Source organism: Arthrobacter sp. AK01 (genome assembly GCF_021109375.1).
GTDB lineage: Bacteria > Actinomycetota > Actinomycetes > Actinomycetales > Micrococcaceae > Arthrobacter.
In genome coordinates this window covers 123688-140169 of sequence record NZ_JAJOHP010000001.1, presented here as the reverse complement: position 1 = coordinate 140169, position 16482 = coordinate 123688, and the positions used below count along the sequence as shown (strand labels likewise).

12 protein-coding genes are annotated in these 16482 nt (G+C 60.2%); 1 reads left to right on the top strand and 11 read right to left on the bottom strand.

The window, feature by feature from the left end:
- Nucleotides 1–197: 197 nt before the first annotated feature.
- The 10 genes from LN996_RS00605 to LN996_RS00560 all read right to left on the bottom strand — a co-directional run bounded on the left by LN996_RS00605 (nt 198) and on the right by LN996_RS00560 (nt 11475).
- Nucleotides 198–1154: a glycosyltransferase family 2 protein gene (locus LN996_RS00605; RefSeq protein ID WP_089595595.1), complete on the bottom strand. Its 957-nt coding sequence runs from the start codon at nt 1152–1154 to the stop codon at nt 198–200.
- A 3-nt stretch (nt 1155–1157) separates the two neighbouring features.
- A complete protein-coding gene (locus LN996_RS00600; RefSeq protein WP_231338155.1) occupies nt 1158–1643 on the bottom strand; it encodes a GtrA family protein in 486 nt (161 codons plus the stop codon).
- Between the two features lie 2 nt (nt 1644–1645).
- Nucleotides 1646–3754: a DUF6541 family protein gene (locus LN996_RS00595; protein ID WP_231338128.1), complete on the bottom strand. Its 2109-nt coding sequence runs from the start codon at nt 3752–3754 to the stop codon at nt 1646–1648.
- A gap of 72 nt (nt 3755–3826) precedes the next feature.
- Nucleotides 3827–4558 (bottom strand): ABC transporter ATP-binding protein, encoded by a 732-nt coding sequence (locus tag LN996_RS00590; RefSeq protein ID WP_231338098.1) that lies wholly within the window; start codon nt 4556–4558, stop codon nt 3827–3829.
- Nucleotides 4559–5416, bottom strand: coding sequence for an ABC transporter permease (locus LN996_RS00585; RefSeq protein WP_231338022.1), 858 nt, complete (start codon nt 5414–5416; stop codon nt 4559–4561).
- Nucleotides 5417–5418: 2 nt separating this feature from the next.
- Complete coding sequence (locus LN996_RS00580) at nt 5419–7416, bottom strand: glycosyltransferase (protein WP_231338020.1); 1998 nt, start codon at nt 7414–7416, stop codon at nt 5419–5421.
- Complete coding sequence (glf, locus tag LN996_RS00575; RefSeq protein WP_231338018.1) at nt 7413–8597, bottom strand: UDP-galactopyranose mutase; 1185 nt, start codon at nt 8595–8597, stop codon at nt 7413–7415. The genes LN996_RS00580 and glf overlap by 4 nt, the downstream gene beginning before the upstream one ends.
- Nucleotides 8598–8783: 186 nt before the next feature.
- Nucleotides 8784–9770, bottom strand: coding sequence for a Gfo/Idh/MocA family protein (locus tag LN996_RS00570; RefSeq protein WP_231338016.1), 987 nt, complete (start codon nt 9768–9770; stop codon nt 8784–8786).
- Nucleotides 9770–10861: a DegT/DnrJ/EryC1/StrS aminotransferase family protein gene (locus LN996_RS00565; protein WP_231338014.1), complete on the bottom strand. Its 1092-nt coding sequence runs from the start codon at nt 10859–10861 to the stop codon at nt 9770–9772. Before LN996_RS00565 ends, LN996_RS00570 begins: the two co-directional genes overlap by 1 nt.
- Nucleotides 10858–11475 (bottom strand): acyltransferase, encoded by a 618-nt coding sequence (locus LN996_RS00560; protein WP_374110844.1) that lies wholly within the window; start codon nt 11473–11475, stop codon nt 10858–10860. The genes LN996_RS00565 and LN996_RS00560 overlap by 4 nt, the downstream gene beginning before the upstream one ends.
- A gap of 195 nt (nt 11476–11670) precedes the next feature.
- Here LN996_RS00560 and LN996_RS00555 point away from each other — a divergent pair, with 195 nt between their 5' ends.
- Complete coding sequence (locus LN996_RS00555; protein ID WP_231338013.1) at nt 11671–15813, top strand: FtsK/SpoIIIE domain-containing protein; 4143 nt, start codon at nt 11671–11673, stop codon at nt 15811–15813.
- A gap of 18 nt (nt 15814–15831) precedes the next feature.
- Here LN996_RS00555 and LN996_RS00550 read toward each other — a convergent pair whose 3' ends face one another.
- Nucleotides 15832–16206, bottom strand: coding sequence for a hypothetical protein (locus LN996_RS00550; protein ID WP_231338011.1), 375 nt, complete (start codon nt 16204–16206; stop codon nt 15832–15834).
- Nucleotides 16207–16482 lie beyond the last annotated feature (276 nt).

The following is a 16482-nucleotide window of genomic DNA, read 5'->3' as shown; positions in this document are numbered from 1 at the left end:
GGGGGGGGGGGGGGGGGGGCCCCCCGCGGTAGGGGTTGAGTTCTGGAGAGGGGTGGGGGGGGGGGGGGGGTGGGTGGGGGGGGGGGGGGGGGGGGGGGTGGTGTCCACGCCCCATCCCCAACCAAAAAAAACCTTCCGCGGGGCCCCGCGCCGCGGCCGCCCCCCCCCCCCCTCCCCGTTTTAACTTTCAGGAGATCCTAAGTGCGTTCCTTCATGGGATGCATGGTGGGCCTGTTCGGACTCGCCTGGATATCCAACTGCAGGGATACCAGGAGCATCTGCACGCCCAGGACAAAAGGCACCACAGCCAACATCACCGACCCGGCCGTCGGAGATCCCACGCTTGCCGCGAGGACCCAGATTCCAGCCACAAGGCCCATGACGATGAGGGCAATGCCGGCGATCAGCAAGAGGGCAACAGCGGAGAAGGACCACACCATGTACTTCCACCACACACGGCGCCAGAAGCCGCCAAAGAGCATGGCAAGGAGTTCGGGAATGACCTTCCGCAATTTGATGCTGGAGACTTCGTTGCCATAGACCGCAGGAATCGGCACATCCACGATCGGAACATCAAGAATATTGAGGTGGATCAGGAGGTCGTTTTCGAAGCTGTAGCGCGCTGCCACTTTGTTCATTGGAAGGCGGCGGAGGACCTCGGTGCGGATGGCGGTGTAGCCGTTCTGCGGATCGAAGATGTGCCAGTAGCCGGAGGCAAGCTTGGTCATGAAGGACAACACGATGTTGCCGAAAATGCGGTAGCCGGGCATTCCTGCAAACGACTCTCCCGAGAAGAACCGGTTGGCCTTGGCGAAGCCATAGCCATCTACCACGGGATCAAGAAGTTGGGGAAGGTAGTCGGGATCCATCTGGGCATCGCCTGCCATGACCACGTTGATGTCGGCACCCAGTTCCATGGCTGCTTTGTGGGCCGTCAGGACGGCACCTCCCACGCCCTGGTTGACTTCGTGCCGAATCAAGGTGACGCGACCGTCGTCGGCGCGGCGTGCGGCTCCCGACGTGTCGTCCGGGCTGCAGTCATCAACAATGACGATGTCATCAACAAAATCAGGCATCGTCTCGATGACCTGGGCGATGTGGTTTTCTTCTTTGTAGGCCGGTACTACCGCGGCAATTCGAACGCCTCGATACATCGATTATCCTTCGCTGCTGTTTGGTGTGAGTTTCTGTGTTGGCGTGTCGGTGCCCGACTGGCCATCTAACTGTTCGCTGCCGCTGTTCGATTGCTTCTTCTGAGGAAAGACCCAGTGCTTGTAAATGAAGTAGTTCCACCCCATGGTCACGATCGTCGCAACCACTTTACCCACTACGTAGCCGGCACCAATGAACTCGAAAAGCTCAACAATGCCCATCACAGCCAGCGTATTGAAAACCAGGAGGCCTGAATACCGAAGCACTCCCCCGAGGGCCGTTCCGCCACCGTTGAAGGCAAAATGGCGCTGCAGGAAGTAGTTGAAGAAGAAGCTGCCCCAGAAGCCTGCACCGGTGGCCAGCCACAGCGGCCAGCCAAAGACCTGGAAGCACAGGGCCAGGAGACCAAGGTCCAGCAGGAAGCTCAAGCCTCCGATGAGCAGGAACTTGAACAAGCTGGATGCCAGGAACTTGGAGATAAATGCCTTCATGATCAGCAGATCCTTCCTAGCGGTGCAATGCCGTCCGGATTCCGGTTTTCAAGAATCCCTGATACGCCGTCAAGCTGCAGACGGTCCTTCGCCGAGGCATCGAATGCCTCCTTGCCACCAGGCAACTGGGACCAGTCGATCTTGTACAGGGCGGCGTTTCCTTCACGCACCACGAGCTGGAGGTATGGAATGGAATCAGGCTGCGTGAGCCCCGCCTTGGGCTCATCCCATGCCCTGATCCTGCCGTCGGCAATGTAGACCCATTCGATGCCCAATTCAGCGGCCGCGTCGCGTACCTGCGGATCCGTTGCAAGTTCAGGGAGCTTTTGGAGGACGAGCAACTGACGGTTTGTCGGAAGAATCTCGAAATGGCGGATCATCGGCATGCGGTTGCCCAGTGCGTACATCCATACCGAACCATCGCATGAGTCGTTCAGCACGGTGGCGTCCGCCGGCACGTACTGGTCGATCTTGCTGAGAAGCCCAACTTCTGATGCACTCAGCGTTGCGCCATCAACCTTGGTATTGATGTTGATCCGCTCGGCGTTCTGCTTGAAGTAGGGGATGGCGGCAATACCACTCACCAGGAGCACGGCCGCAGCTGCCGCAGCAGTCACTACATGGCTGGGCCTGTGGCCGGCGTGAGATCCATCCGGGGCGGATTTCCCCGACCTGCTGCGTATCTTTGCGACCAACCACGCGATGGCTTCGGCCAACTGCGCCACTCCCAAGCCTGCGAGCGGTACAAGGAGCATTACGAGGATGCCGAAGATACGCCACTGGTCGTCGTAGAACGGAGCCGTCAACGTCATGAATCTAGGGTTGTCGGTACCCATTGTGTAGACCGACAGGAATGCGAAGGCCAACACAGGACCGAAATACCACCACATGCGGATCCTGAGGATCATGGCCAAACAGCCCAGTGCCACGAGGGCGGTCAGGATCGGCATAGCCATCGAACCATGGTTCAGGAAAATGATGTTTTGGATGGCTCCGTTGCGATCGGTGTCCGCTGCCCACACCTGCTTGGAAACGCGCTCGGATTCCTTCAGCATCTGGGCGATGATCGGCCAGCCGAGGACCACCGCGAGGACACCTGAGACGGCGAGGTATACCGTAATGCCGAGAATCCTGCCCTTTCGGCGGATCAACGCCGAAAGCAACCAGAAGAGAAGTACGGGAAGTACAACGAAGGCCAGCGAGGGATGGACGGCGATAAGTCCTACTGCCCCGAACGCGATGCCGGGGACCCAGAACTTCTGCCGTTCCACCGCTCCCTTCACTGCCAGCAGAGCGAATGGACCTACCAGCAGCATGCCGGCAAAGAACGGAATCAGCGGGCCACGCCACAGGAGGTCATAAGGGTAGACCGTAAACCAGCCGGCAACGGCCGCAGCCGCAGCCACGGCGATCGGGCGGCGAGTGACCAGCATCGTCAGTGCCATGGTGCTCAACGGCAGTTGAACTGCCATCATCACCAGGACAAAGACGTTAAGGAACACGGGGATGCTGACACCGCTCATCGGCCAGAACAGCGACAGCACGGCGTGGAAGGCAATCGGGTAGCTCCGGATGGGAGCTTCAGGAATATTGGTGTCGTAGTAGGCGAAGTTGCCCGCGATACTCGGATCCCACTCGTGGTTCACCGAGATCAACCGGATCATGTTGGCGTGCCACGGGATATCCCAGTCCTGATTGATCCCCTGGAGGCCTTCAGTTCCAACAATCCATGAGACAGCGGCTACCGCACCGCCTGCGATCAGTCCTGCAAGGAGTATCCACCAGGAGCCTGCAAACCGATGCTTGCCAAATATCGCCGGTTTGGCCGCGGACCCGAACTTATCCGGGAAATAGCGGCGCAATGTGATGCGCAGGGCGAACAGGAGTGCAGAGAGAACCAGCAGGACAGCCGTCACTGGAAGCAGCTGCCAGCTGAGTCCCAGCGCATTTCCCATCACGCCGATCACGGTCAATACGCCCATTCCGAGCAATGGTGCCACGACGGGCAGCAGAACCCGGCGAACGCCCAAGGCTTCCCCCAAGATCCAGCCCGGGCCCCACCACAACACAACGATCAGGAGTACACACAACAGCAGCGGGCCGATACCCATTCCTACGATCGCCTTTCTTAGATGCTTCCACTAGCCATCCGTTGACAGACGACTCTTTGCAATTGACTGCGGTTAGTTGCGTTCCCGCAGCCACGCCACAGCTTGGTCCGCCGGACCCTCGAACTGGACCGTGCCGGAGGACAACACCACTCCCCTGTCGCAAATCCGCGAAATCATGTCAAGGTCGTGGCTGACAACCACCAGGGTGCGGCCTTCGTCGGAGAGTTGCTTGATTTTGGCAAGGCACTTCCTCTGGAAGGGCTCGTCACCCACCGCCAGGATCTCGTCCACGAGGAAAATATCGGGTTGGGTATGGACGGCCACCGCAAAAGCAAGCCGGAGGAACATTCCCGAAGAGTAGAACTTCACCTCAGTATCAATGAACTGTTCGATCTCGGAGAAGGCAACGATGTCGTCGAACTTGTCCTGGATCTCCTGCTCAGTCATCCCAAGGATGGCTGCGTTGAGGTAGACGTTTTCACGCCCGGACAGATCCGGGTGGAACCCGGCTCCCACCTCGATCAAACCTGCAACCCTGCCCTTGGTACGCACGGTGCCTTCGTCGGGCAGGATGACACCCGAGATCAGCTTCAGCAAGGTGGACTTGCCGGAGCCGTTGAAGCCCAGCAATGCCACTGTCTCCCCCGGCTGGATCTCAAAGCTCACGTCATGGAGCGCATCGAACTTCTTGGTGAGGTCCCCTTTTCGCCCTTTGGCGAGCCAAACGAGGGTTTCCTTCATGGAGTGCGAGTGACGGAGGTTGAATGTTTTCTTCAGGCCCTTGACGATTACTGCGGCGCCCATTTAGACCTCCTGCGCAAAGTGGCCCTCGAGCCGTCGGAAGACGATCTGGCCAATAACAAGGAACAGTGCTGCCATGCCGAGGCCTATGAAGCCCGTCACCAAGAGATGCGGGGGCAATTCGACGGGCTGGTCGACCGTCGGATACCAGAAGGCCCAATGGAATAGCTCCACGGCAACGGTGATGGGGTTGAGCTGGTAGATCGTGAGAACCCAGGGCGCTGCCAACCGGCGGATCATCGTCCAGTCATAGAGGACCGGCGAAGTCCACGTCACGATCATCATCAACATATCGACGATGTTCTCGGCGTCCCGGAAGAACACATTGACGGCACCGGCCAACAGGCCGAGGCCGGTTGCCGTGACGGCCACAATGACAAAGCCAAGAAGGGCGCCAAATAACTGCATGACATCCGGATGCCACCCACTCAGCAGGGCCGCGGCCAGCAGAACAATCAATTGCGGAAGGAAGTGGACCGCAGCGACCCAGACGGAGGCTACGGGGAACAGTTCACGCGGAAGATAGATCTTTTTGACCAGTGCCGCGTTCGACACGATCGACCTTGTGGCATTCGAAAATGCTTCGGAGAAGAAGTTGATGACAATGACGCCGGAGAACATGTACAGGGCGTAGTTGGGAATTTGGTCCCCGACGCGCAGAACGATGCCCAAGGCGAAAAACAACACGACGTACTGGACGAGCGGCTTGACGTACGACCATGCCAGACCCAGTACCGAACCGCGGTAGCGGACACGAAGTTCTTTGCGGACAATCAGTTTGAGGAGGTACCGCCGCCGGTACACGTCCAGCAGTCCGGCGCCCACCCCCGGAACAGCATAAGTATCAGTGGAGTTCGACATCGCTACTTGCTGGGCTCCGACGCTTCAAAAGTTTCCCGCCAGGATTCCATGGAAGTGATCTCTGGAAGGGCTTCGCGATACTGGGCCCGCAAGGTCTCCCAGTTGGAGAAGAGCTGGGCGTGCAGTTTTGCCGATTCCACCACGAGCTGGCGGGCCAGCTTGGGGTCACGCAAGTGCCACGACGCTCCCGTTCCATCCGCATTGGAGACGACCGCACTGTCCAGGTGCGCAAGGCTCCACCATTTGCCGTCCTGGTGCGCCACCTGTGCCTCGGGGTTCTCCTTGGCGGAGTCACGCACGGGGGCTAGCGTTTGCTTCAGGACAGTCTTTACGGCCCACGGCAGCAAGCCCAAAGCTCCGGGCTGCTTGTAGGACTGCGGCTTCTTGGGGGGACGCTTCCGGAAGACCTCCGGGAAGGCCCCGGGATCCGTCTTGACCTGTGAGTCCTGGAATTCTTCGCGCATTGCACGGAGTTTAGGCATCGTGGTGGGCAACTGTTGGTGCAGGTTGCCCGGACCCTCAAGGACATCCCGCAGGGCCATGATCCGCGCCTGCTCCGGGTAGTACTGCATGGACACCAAGTGCTTGACGTCCGTGTTCAGGCTTTCGCGCAGGATGCGTCCGCCCTTGGGGAACGGCGAGTGCAGGAGAGTCGCGATAAGCCTGTTGCGCTCGTGGTAGTAGGCCTGCCAGTCAACAGAGTCGTCCTTGTCGGCCCAGGAGACGTGCCAGACTGCCGCCCCGGGAAGAGTGACCGTCGGGAACCCGGCTGCACGGGCGCGCAGTGAATACTCTGCGTCATCCCACTTGATGAAGACGGGCAGGGAAAGGCCGATGGTTTCCACCACGGTCTTGGGGATGAGGCACATCCACCAACCGTTATAGTCGGCATCCCAACGCCTGTGCAGCTGAGGGGTGGACCGCAACCCTGCAGCAGAGAAGTCGTGGTTGCCAAGGCCTTCGACCGGTCCCCACAGGAAGCGGTAGAAGTTGACGACTTCCGAGTAGGCGTGGAGGACAGACTTGTTGTACATGTCAAACATATGTCCGCCGACGATGGTTGGCTTGCGGCAGAGATCAGCGAACGCCACTGCACGCATGACGCCCTCTGTCTCAAGCTCAATATCGTCATCCAACAGCATGACGTAATCGCTCTTGTCGGAAACGACCATCTCGTACATGTTGCGGGCGAAGCCGCCCGAGCCGCCCAGATTACCCTGGTTGATAACGCGCAGCTGGTCACCCATCGACTCAGCGACTGCATCAAACCCGGCCTCGTCGGCAACCTTTTTGTTGCCTTGGTCGACGATGATCAACTCCGCGAGGATCTCCCTCAGCCCAGCGTCAGCGTCAATCGACTTGATGGTTTCGAGGCAGTAGTCCGCGCGGTTGAATGTCGTTACCCCGAGCGTGACCCGTCCTTGTGAGCGGCCTTCGTCCGGAACTGCCCAGTGTGCGCCCTTGAGGGTCATGCCATCGCCGCCGGCGATCAGATCGAACCAGTACCAGCCGCCGTCGCCAAACGGCGCAAGGGTCAACTCGAAGTCGTTACTGGCTGCGCCTTCGACGAGGATGGAATCCACACGCTGTGAGGCGCCACGGGCGTTGGAGCGGTAAACAATGACCGTCCCCTCGCCTTCGGTGTCAAGGTGCAGGACTGTCTTCGTGGCGACGGTCCATTTCCGCCAATAGCTTGCCGGGAAAGCGTTGAAGTACGATCCAAAGGAAAGTCGTTCTCCACGACGAACCTGCACGGAACCCCGGTCCAGGATGTCTTCCGGATGGAGTTTCCGCGCCATGCCAACTGCCTGGACTACGGTGCTGCTTTCGCCATCTTCCTTCTTCACCTTGCTGGTGTCAGGGTCGACGTACAGCGGAAGGGTGTCAAGGTCACGGTTTGCAGGGAACACCACACGCTGAACGATGCGGAGGTTTTCTTTAGCCGGTGCGTCCGTGGTTGTCATCGCCGTCTTCTGACTTTCGTTTGTAGTAGCCGTCATGCGTCCACTCCCCCGCTTTCAAGCTTGGCGCCGCCAGTGAAGTGCGGCTTGATCTTGTTGTCGTACATGGACAAGGCGGAGCCAATGGCCATGTGCATGTCGAGGTACTTGTACGTGCCCAGGCGACCGCCGAACAGGACAGACTTCTCGTCGCGTGCGAGGTCGCGATAGGCCAGCAGCTTCTGGCGGTCATCAGAGGTATTGACCGGGTAGTACGGCTCGTCGCCTTTTTCGGCAAAGCGCGAGAACTCCCGCATGATGACCGTCGCGTCCTTGGTGTAGTCCCGCTCGGGGTGGAAGTGGCGGAATTCATGGATTCGCGTGTAGGCCGCGTCTTCGTCCGGGTAGTTCATGACGGAACAACCCTGGAAGTCCTCAATGGGGAGGACTTCTTCTTCAAGGTCGATGGTTCGCCACGACAGGTCACCCTCGGCATAGTCGAAGTAACGATCCACCGGGCCTGTGTAGATGACTGGCACCTGACCGAGGACTGATGACCTGCCGAACTCGCCGTCGTCGAAGAAATCCGTGTTCAGGACGACTTCAATGTTCGGGTGATCGGCCATACGCTCAATCCAGGCGGTGTAGCCGTCAACCGGGAGCCCTTCGTAGGTGTCATTGAAGTACCGGTTGTCATAGTTGTAACGCACGGGAAGCCGCGAAATAATTTCAGCCGGCAGGTCCTTGGGATCCGTCTGCCACTGCTTGCCCGTGTAGTGCTTGATGAAGGCTTCGTACAAGGGGCGGCCAATCAGCTGGATGCCCTTGTCATTGAGGTTCTGCGGATCAGTTCCAGCCAACTCGCCGGCCTGTTCGGCAATAAGTGCCTTCGCCTCCGTTGGGCTCATGGCCGAGCGGAAGAACTGGTTGATGGTGCCCAGGTTGATGGGCATGGGGTAAACCTCGCCCTTATGGCTGGTGTAAACCTTGTGCTGGTAGCTGGTGAACTTGGTGAAGCGGTTCACATAATCCCAGACGCGTTCATTCGACGTGTGGAAGAGGTGCGCGCCGTAGCGGTGTACCTCGATTCCTGTCTGGGCCTCATTCTCGCTGTAGGCGTTTCCTCCAATATGGTGGCGGCGATCAAGCACCGCGACCTTCAGCCCCAACTCGGTAGCGGCGCGTTCTGCAATGGTCAGGCCAAAGAAACCCGAGCCGACGACGACGAGATCAGCGTTCACAAACTCTCCTGTGTATTGGCGTGCGGGCACAGAAATGCCCACGTCTACTGGTCAAGGCTACCCGACATGACGAGGGTTCCCCGTATCCGGGGCGGCACACGGTGGTGATGGGCGGCGTCGGGAAACGGCAAAGGGAGACTGGCCGGCGGCCAGCCTCCCCTCGGTGCCTTGCTTTATGTGGATGGCTCAGAGAGCGATGACTGAGCCGGATTTTGCCGAAGCCAAAACGGCCTCCGCAACCCGCAGAGTCTCAAGCCCCTCTGCCATCGTGACGATGTTCAGTGACTTTCCGAGAACTGCATCACGGAAGGCCTCATGCTCCATTTTGAGGGGTTCGCGCTTCGCCAGCGCGAAGCGGGTCGAGGATCCCTCGGAAACGCCCCGGAAGGCTGCAACCGAATCCCAGTCCGTCTGGAACGTCCCGTTCTCCACGAACGTAAGGTCGGCGGAAATGGTATCGGCGATGAACGCCCCGCGTTCGCCAAGAACCACCGTAGTGCGTTCCTTCATGGGCGATAGCCAGTTGACGATGTGGTTTGTCACGACCCCACTCTTGAGATGGCCAATAGCCGTAACCATGTCTTCGTGCTCGCGTCCGCTGCGGGAGGTGGTGTGGGCCACGACGTTGATGAAATTGCTCTGGGCCAGCCACGCCGTGAGGTCGATGTCATGGGTTGCCAGGTCCTTGACCACGCCTACGTCTGCGATGCGGGCCGGGAACGGTCCTTGCCTTCTCGTGCTGATTTGGTAGACCTCACCCAGGTCGCCGTTCTCCAAACGGTCCCGGAGGCTCTGCAGAGAAGGGTTGAACCGTTCAATGTGCCCGACAGCACCGATAAGTCCTTTGGATTCAAAGGCTTCGGCAATGCGACGGCCGGACTCGGAGTCGTTCGCGATCGGCTTTTCAACGAGGCAGTGCACACCGGCCTCGGCCAGCTGAAGTGCCACTTCTTCGTGCAGGATGGTAGGCACGGCCGCTACGGCCATGTCTATTCCCTGCGCAATGAGCTCCTCGACCGTGTTGAACACTGTCAGGCCGTCGGCAACGTTGTGGGGGTCCCCGAAAGAATCGGCGACGGCGACCAGGTCAACGCCCTCCAGTTCACGGATGACGCGGGCGTGGTGGCGACCCATCATGCCCAGTCCAATAAGGCCGGCGCGCAGATTCGCCACTAGCTGCCTGCCTTGGCAACGGCGTTGACAGCGGCAACAATCCGGTCAAGGTCGTCCTGGCTGAGGGACGGGTGCACCGGGAGCGACAGCACGCTTGCTGCTGCTTCTTCAGTGACGGGGAGGTCATCCGAGGTCTGGAAAGGCGCAAGCCGGTGGTTGGGGATGGGGTAGTAAACGCCGCACCCAACGTTGTACTCCTCGCGGAGGGCCTTCGCAAACCCGTCACGGTCCTCGGCAATGCGAATCGTGTACTGGTGGTAAACGTGCTCGTAGCCTTCGGCGACCTTGGGGGTCACGACACCTTCGATGTTTGCATCAAAGAATGCTGCGTTTTCCTGACGGGTCTTCGTCCAACCATTGACTTTGGTGAGCTGAACGCGGCCGATGGCAGCGTGGATGTTTGTCATGCGGCAGTTGAAACCGACCAGTTCATTTTCGTACTGGCGTTCCATGCCTTGGTTGCGGAGCAGCCTCAGTCGACGTTCAACATCCGCCAGACCAGTGCTGACCATGCCGCCTTCGCCTGACGTCATGTTCTTCGTGGGGTAAAGGCTGAACATAGCGAAGTCGCCGAATGTACCCACCTTGCGCCCGTTGACGGCTGCACCATGAGCTTGGGCCGCGTCTTCGAAAACCTTGACACCGTGCTTAGCGGCGAGTGCACCGATGGCGTCAACATTAAACGGGTGCCCATAAAGGTGTACGGGCATGATGGCAGCGGTGCGATCCGTGATTTTCGCCTCGACCGAAGCCGGGTCCAGCGTGTAGTGGTCCGGGTCCACATCGGCGAAAACAGGAGTGGCACCAGTCAGCGCTACCGAGTTTGCGGTCGCAGCAAACGTGAATGACGGGACGATGACCTCGTCCCCAGCCCCAATGCCCGCTGCCAAAAGGCCCAGGTGCAAACCGGAAGTGCCGGAGTTAACGGCAACGGCTGCCCTGCCATCGAGGAGGACCTGCGAAAACTCCTGCTCAAAGGACGCCACCTCCGAGCCCTGGGCGAGTTGGCCCGAGGCCAGCACGGCATCGACGGCCCTGCGCTCTTCATCGCCGATGATGGGTTTGGCCGGGGGAATGAATTCGGGGCTCATGCCTCTACCTCTCGAAGGGTCTCGTTCTGTTCAACATACGTTGCGCCGGTTTCCGGACATACCCAGTTCTCACCGCTGCGCTGCAGCGGGAAACCAGCTTTGCCGACCCAACCGTGGCGCTTGGCCGGAACTCCGACCATCAGGGCAAAATCAGGGACATCCTTGGCCACGACGGCTCCGGCGGCAACTGTGGCCCACCGACCAATGGTTACTGGAGCGACGCAGACGGCACGGGCACCGATTGATGCACCTTCACGAATAGTGACGCCTACCGGCTCCCAATCGTGAGCGCTCTTCAAGCTGCCATCCGGGCTGACCGCACGGGGGTAGGTGTCGTTTGTCAGCACTACGGCCGGGCCGATGAAAACTCCGGCTTCAAGTACCGCGGGCTCGTAGACAAGTGCATAGTTCTGGACCTTGCAGTTGTCCCCCATCTTGACCCCAGTGCCGATATAGGCACCCCGTCCTACGATGCAATTGACGCCCAATTCGGCCTGCTCGCGGACTTGGGCCAGATGCCAAATCTTTGATCCATCACCAATTACCGCCTTGTCTGAAACATCGGCGCTCTCCGCAACCACTATCACCGGTGAAGGTCCTTCCTCATTGAGCACACGCGACAACGAGATTCATCTTAGCCGAGACACCATGCCCCAGCGTCAAGCTCACCAGCGTAGTGGCCCAGCCCGGGTTGTCCACATACGCCGCACCGGGTGCTGCGGTCCCGGCTCCAAGCCCATAACGTCGGCCGTAGTGTTCAGGCCAGCGAGGGTCAAGACCACCCATTGATGAGGCGGGAGAGGGAAGCAATGACATTGGAGTGCACATTGGTACGCGGCCCCGTTGCCGCGGAGCCCCCCACTCCGGAGGAACTAACCATCGCGGTTCCTGCCGGCACGTCCGGCGCCCATCTTGAATCCATTCTCATGCGCGAACGTGGAACTGGCAGGTTATTCGTCAAGGGACAGGATCTATCCACCCTTACGGTTGGCATACCGCCCCTGGTGTCAGGCGTTGTCATAGTGGATGGCACCGTGCAGAAGCGCGACTTTGGACCGGAGTGCATGTCTTTGATACTTCTTACCCACTCCGGCCCCAGCGCAGGTAAGGTCTTCCGGATTCAACGCGGCCGGTTCCGATTAGGCAGGGGTCCGGTCGATCTCTCGGTACCAGATCCGGGCATGTCCCGGGAGCACGCCGTCCTGGAGGTATCCAGCACCTCCCTCACTTTAACGGACGTCGAGGCTGCCAACCCGGTCCTCGTGGATGAACAGCCCATCCGCCACATGTCAGTTACCTCCGAATCAACGATCCGGTGCGGCAACTCCACGTTCACAGTCTCCGCCGAAAGCGGTCCACTTCTGGATATTTCAACCAATGCCGGCCGCTCCGTGGAAGAGGCCCTGGAGGTATCGCATGCGGGAAAATCCGGAAACCGTGCGGCCGTGATCCTGACGGCGGGGCTGCCCTTGATTGCCGGGATCGGACTGGCTGTTGCCACGGGGATGTGGATGTACTTGGGTTTCACAGCCATCTCGGCAGTAAGCCTCCTTGTCCCATTCCTCACTGGCCGCAAAAGCCGACGGGAGTGCAGACTCGCTGTAGCGCGCGCGGCGCGGGAAGATGCTGACCGGCGCCGTCGGTGCTCGCCGTCTGCCGCAGAGCTGGTGCTTGCTGCGCATGGTAGGTCCGGGGCCTTAGGCAGGCCGATTGCTGAAACAGCCCAGGAGCCGGCTGTTTCAGCAGCACTGCTGGGTTCATCATCACAATCAGGAGGTGAGCCGTCAGGGGTATGGATCCGGCTCGGCACAGCGGAAGAGTCGGCGAACATCCGATGGGCTCCCGATGATCCCCTGTTCAGTCCGCCAACAATCGGCTTTGTGCCAGTGACGTTGGATCCACGGCATGCTGAGGTAACTCTGCGGGGGCCGAACAGTCACGTGGACGCCGTGCTCCGTTTCATGGTGATGCAGCTTGCCGCATACCCCTGCGCGGCAGAGTCCGCTGTCATTTTTCTTGGACGCCTCGGGAGGCTGCCCATGAGCGCCAGATTCCTGCCTGAAGTGATTCTTACGACCAATCCTGAGGCCGCTCTCGCTGCCCTTGACCACCTGAAAAACAGCCCGGACGGCCGGCTGATCGTGCTGGACCATCCGGGCTGTCAAGACGACGTCCTTACCGCCGTCGTCAATTCAGCTCGTCTGGCAGGGTGGCAAGTAGTGCGTTGCGGGACATCGGCCGAACGGGCTGGACCCCTCGTCGAAATTTCGCAGTCCGGGACAACGGGCTATTTGGAGTTTGGCGGCGAGCGCCGGACTTTCGTTCCGGATCTGGTCCCTGAGGGAGTCTTCGACGCATTCTGCCGAAATCTGGCGTCGATACCCCGCCCTGACAGTGCCGGCATCGGCCGTAATGTTCCTCTCCGATGCTCCCTGACCGATCTGCTTCCACTCGGACCACGAAGGATCCTCCTTCGTTGGGAACAGACCGCAATGCTGGACGGACTTTCGGCTGTGCTGGGCCAGGGCCCGGGAGGGTGGGTTGGATTTGATTTAAAACTCGACGGTCCCCACCTGCTGGTTGCCGGGACCACCGGATCCGGAAAGTCGGAACTTCTCAGGACGCTCGTCGCTTCAATAGCGCTGAGCTATTCTCCCGCCCATACAACGTTCCTGTTTTTTGATTTCAAAGGCGGTTCAGGGCTGCGGCCACTTTCCGGACTGCCACACTGTGTCGGCCTCCTGACGGACCTCGGCAGGCACCATCTGGATCGTGCGTTGGCTTCCCTTCGCGGAGAGGTCAGGCATCGCGAGGAACTGTTCGCAGCGGCAGGTGTCACGGATCTAACCCAATATCGCCACGCCGCTTCGGACGAGTTTCCTCCCATCCCGCATCTTGTGTTGGTGATCGACGAATTCCGCATGCTGATAGACCAGGCCCCCGGCGCTCTTAGTGAACTCATGAGAGTCGCTGCCATCGGCCGCTCCCTTGGCATTCATCTGGTGATGGCCACGCAAAGGCCACAAGGAGCCCTGACCGCAGATATCCGGGCAAACGTCACCTCAAGTATCGCCCTTCGAGTGCAATCGGAGACTGAGTCCGTGGACATCATCAATTCCAAGGCCGCTGCCTCGATACGTGCGGACACGCCGGGGCGGGCATACCTGGCACGGGCTTCGGGCAGGCCGGAAGAATTCCAGACTGCGTCCCTGGCCATTTCCAGCGATTCCACGGCACCCGAGGGGCGGGGGGAAATCTCGCGGGATCTTGTCCGTTCGGCCGGGGATGCCCTGCACCGCCGCTCCGAGGCGCAATCGGTGTCAAACCGCCAAAGTGGCCTTTCCGATGCTGGTGTCCAACAGCTCACGGCTGCCGTCCTGGATGCATGGGGTCGGGTGGGCAGCCCCCTCCCGAGACATCCTGTAGCTGTGCCACTGCCCTCGCTGATCCGATGGCATGAGGAGCTTCCAGGCTCGGATGAATCCCCACAACCAGCCACACTTTGGGCAGTAGGGCCGTTGGCCTTGATTGACAGACCGGCCCGCCAAATCGTGGAGCCTCTGCTGTGGCTGCCGGCCGAGCACGGCCATCTGGCAATGATCGGCAGTCCCTCAGGGGGAATGCACAACTGCTTCAGAGCCGTCTCTGCCATGTTGGCAATACACGGGCCTCAACCACACATGTACATCCTGGATGGGGCCGGGATACTGGGCGACTTCGATGGCTGGGAAGGAGTCGGCGCCAAGGCGGGGCTGCACGAGTTGCCTCTCGCGGTCAGTGTCCTGAGGCGCCTGTCAGAGGAAATGGACCATCGGCGAAGAGCCAATGAAGCCACCCGGACCAAACCACTGGCGTTAATGATCACGGGGTGGTGCTCGTGGGCAACCGCGTTCCGGTCCGGACCTTCAGCGTGGGCAGAGGGTGTCCTGCAGGATATCGTGAGGGACGGCTGCCCCTTGGGCATCACAGTGTTGATTTGTGGCGACCGGGAACTGGTCAGCTCACGCTTTTTTGCGGCGATACAGAGTCGTGCCTATTTCCCTCTCGGGTCCACGGAAGAATCGAGGTTCCACTGGCCGCGCCTTCCGGACGTGGAACCACTTCCGGGCCGCGCCATAACCACGGGCAGCTTCGTCGGAGGAGAGCTCACCGTCACACATTTTCGTGAAGCTCCGGACATAGGAAGTTGGCCGTTCGCGAACATCACGTCATCGGAACCTCCGTTCCGCCTAAGGCCCCTCCCGGGTCGCCTCAGCGAACACGAATTCCGCGACCGGCTGGAGACGTTCGAGGCTCAGCGGATGCGTGCAGGTCAGGGTTCCGCATCGTGGTCCGATCAACGTGGCGCCACAAGCGGGCCGGGCCATCCTGAAGGCAGCTCGGGGGCGCAACTCTGGGTCGGCGTTGGAGGTGACGAAGCCATCCCTCTGTCGTTGCCCCTCCGTTTACACGCTGTCACCGTTATCCTCGGAAGCCCTCTCTCCGGGAAGAGCTCAACGCTGGCCTCCCTCCACAACCTAAATCCCTCTGTTCCATGGGTCTTCCCAACCGTTGGAACTTCCCCTGCCCCGTTTTGGGCGTCAGTCGCACGAAAGGCAGCCGAAGGAGGCCTGAACCCCAACAGCATTCTGCTGGTAGACGACGCTGACTCTTTGGACAAGCAAGGCCGCCAGGCTCTCGCCAGCTTGGTGGAAGGCGTCCGCGGCGTCGTCCTGACGGCCACTCCAGGGCCTGCACTGGTCCAGCAACTGCCACTTGTCCGGGAAGTGCAAACCTGGCGCACGGGTTTGGTCCTGGCACCGCGAACACCCCACGATGGCGAACTCCTTGGTGTCCGTCTTGAAGTCGACCGGACAGCCCACGCTGGTCGCGGCTATCTCGTGAACGGAGCTGATGTGCAACCGTTTCAAGGAGTGCTGGGAACGGGCTTTCCGCCCCAGGTGCAAGCATGATTCGCCAGCGCAGTTGCCTTAGAGGACCCCGGGCGTACCGCCTGTGCGTGATGCGTAAGCAATAACGTCCTTGTGGAAGAGGAAGACGATCGCCGCAATTGCAGGGACGACCATCGCGAGGCCCTGCAGTACCAGCCCGGCGGTCATAGTGGGGAACCCAATGGTTAGGACAAACAGCTGGGCCACCAGCGCCGCCGCCCGCGTCCATCGATATCCGCGGAACAGGAAATGGCCCACTGCGAACAACCACGCCGAGAAAGCCAGGAGGAGCCCCAGAGTAAAGACAGCTCCCCAAAAAGTCAGCACCGGCGCCCCGGTGAGGAGTTCGAACGCGTACCACGCGGCGGCACCTAGGAGAGCGAGGGCTTCCAACAGGACTACGGCGGAAATCACGAGGACGCCCCGGGGTCGGTGACTGCCGCCCGGGCCGCTGGTTTTGTGGTGCGCCTGCACATCTGAATCGTCCCTAGGCTCCGGTCCGGAGGCGGGTTGGGCGGGGTTTACGGGAGGTCTTGACACACTGGCACACTACCGGACATAGTCGTCTAGCAGTGAGGGCACTGGCGGCTGATGTGATGCATCGCTCACGGATTCCGGGCATTTCGACCACTAACACCCCTTGTTTACAAGGCGTTAACATGAAACGCTTGACTCAGACGACCAAGGGGG

What these genes read in the sequence shown, in the direction of transcription:
- LN996_RS00590 (WP_231338098.1), bottom strand. Translation starts at nt 4,558, where the DNA reads ATGGGCGCCGCAGTAATCGTCAAGGGCCTGAAGAAAACATTCAACCTC.
- LN996_RS00555 (WP_231338013.1), top strand. Translation starts at nt 11,671, where the DNA reads ATGACATTGGAGTGCACATTGGTACGCGGCCCCGTTGCCGCGGAGCCC.
- LN996_RS00600 (WP_231338155.1), bottom strand. Translation starts at nt 1,643, where the DNA reads ATGAAGGCATTTATCTCCAAGTTCCTGGCATCCAGCTTGTTCAAGTTC.
- LN996_RS00595 (WP_231338128.1), bottom strand. Translation starts at nt 3,754, where the DNA reads ATGGGTATCGGCCCGCTGCTGTTGTGTGTACTCCTGATCGTTGTGTTG.
- LN996_RS00580 (WP_231338020.1), bottom strand. Translation starts at nt 7,416, where the DNA reads ATGACGGCTACTACAAACGAAAGTCAGAAGACGGCGATGACAACCACG.
- LN996_RS00565 (WP_231338014.1), bottom strand. Translation starts at nt 10,861, where the DNA reads ATGAGCCCCGAATTCATTCCCCCGGCCAAACCCATCATCGGCGATGAA.
- LN996_RS00585 (WP_231338022.1), bottom strand. Translation starts at nt 5,416, where the DNA reads ATGTCGAACTCCACTGATACTTATGCTGTTCCGGGGGTGGGCGCCGGA.
- LN996_RS00605 (WP_089595595.1), bottom strand. Translation starts at nt 1,154, where the DNA reads ATGTATCGAGGCGTTCGAATTGCCGCGGTAGTACCGGCCTACAAAGAA.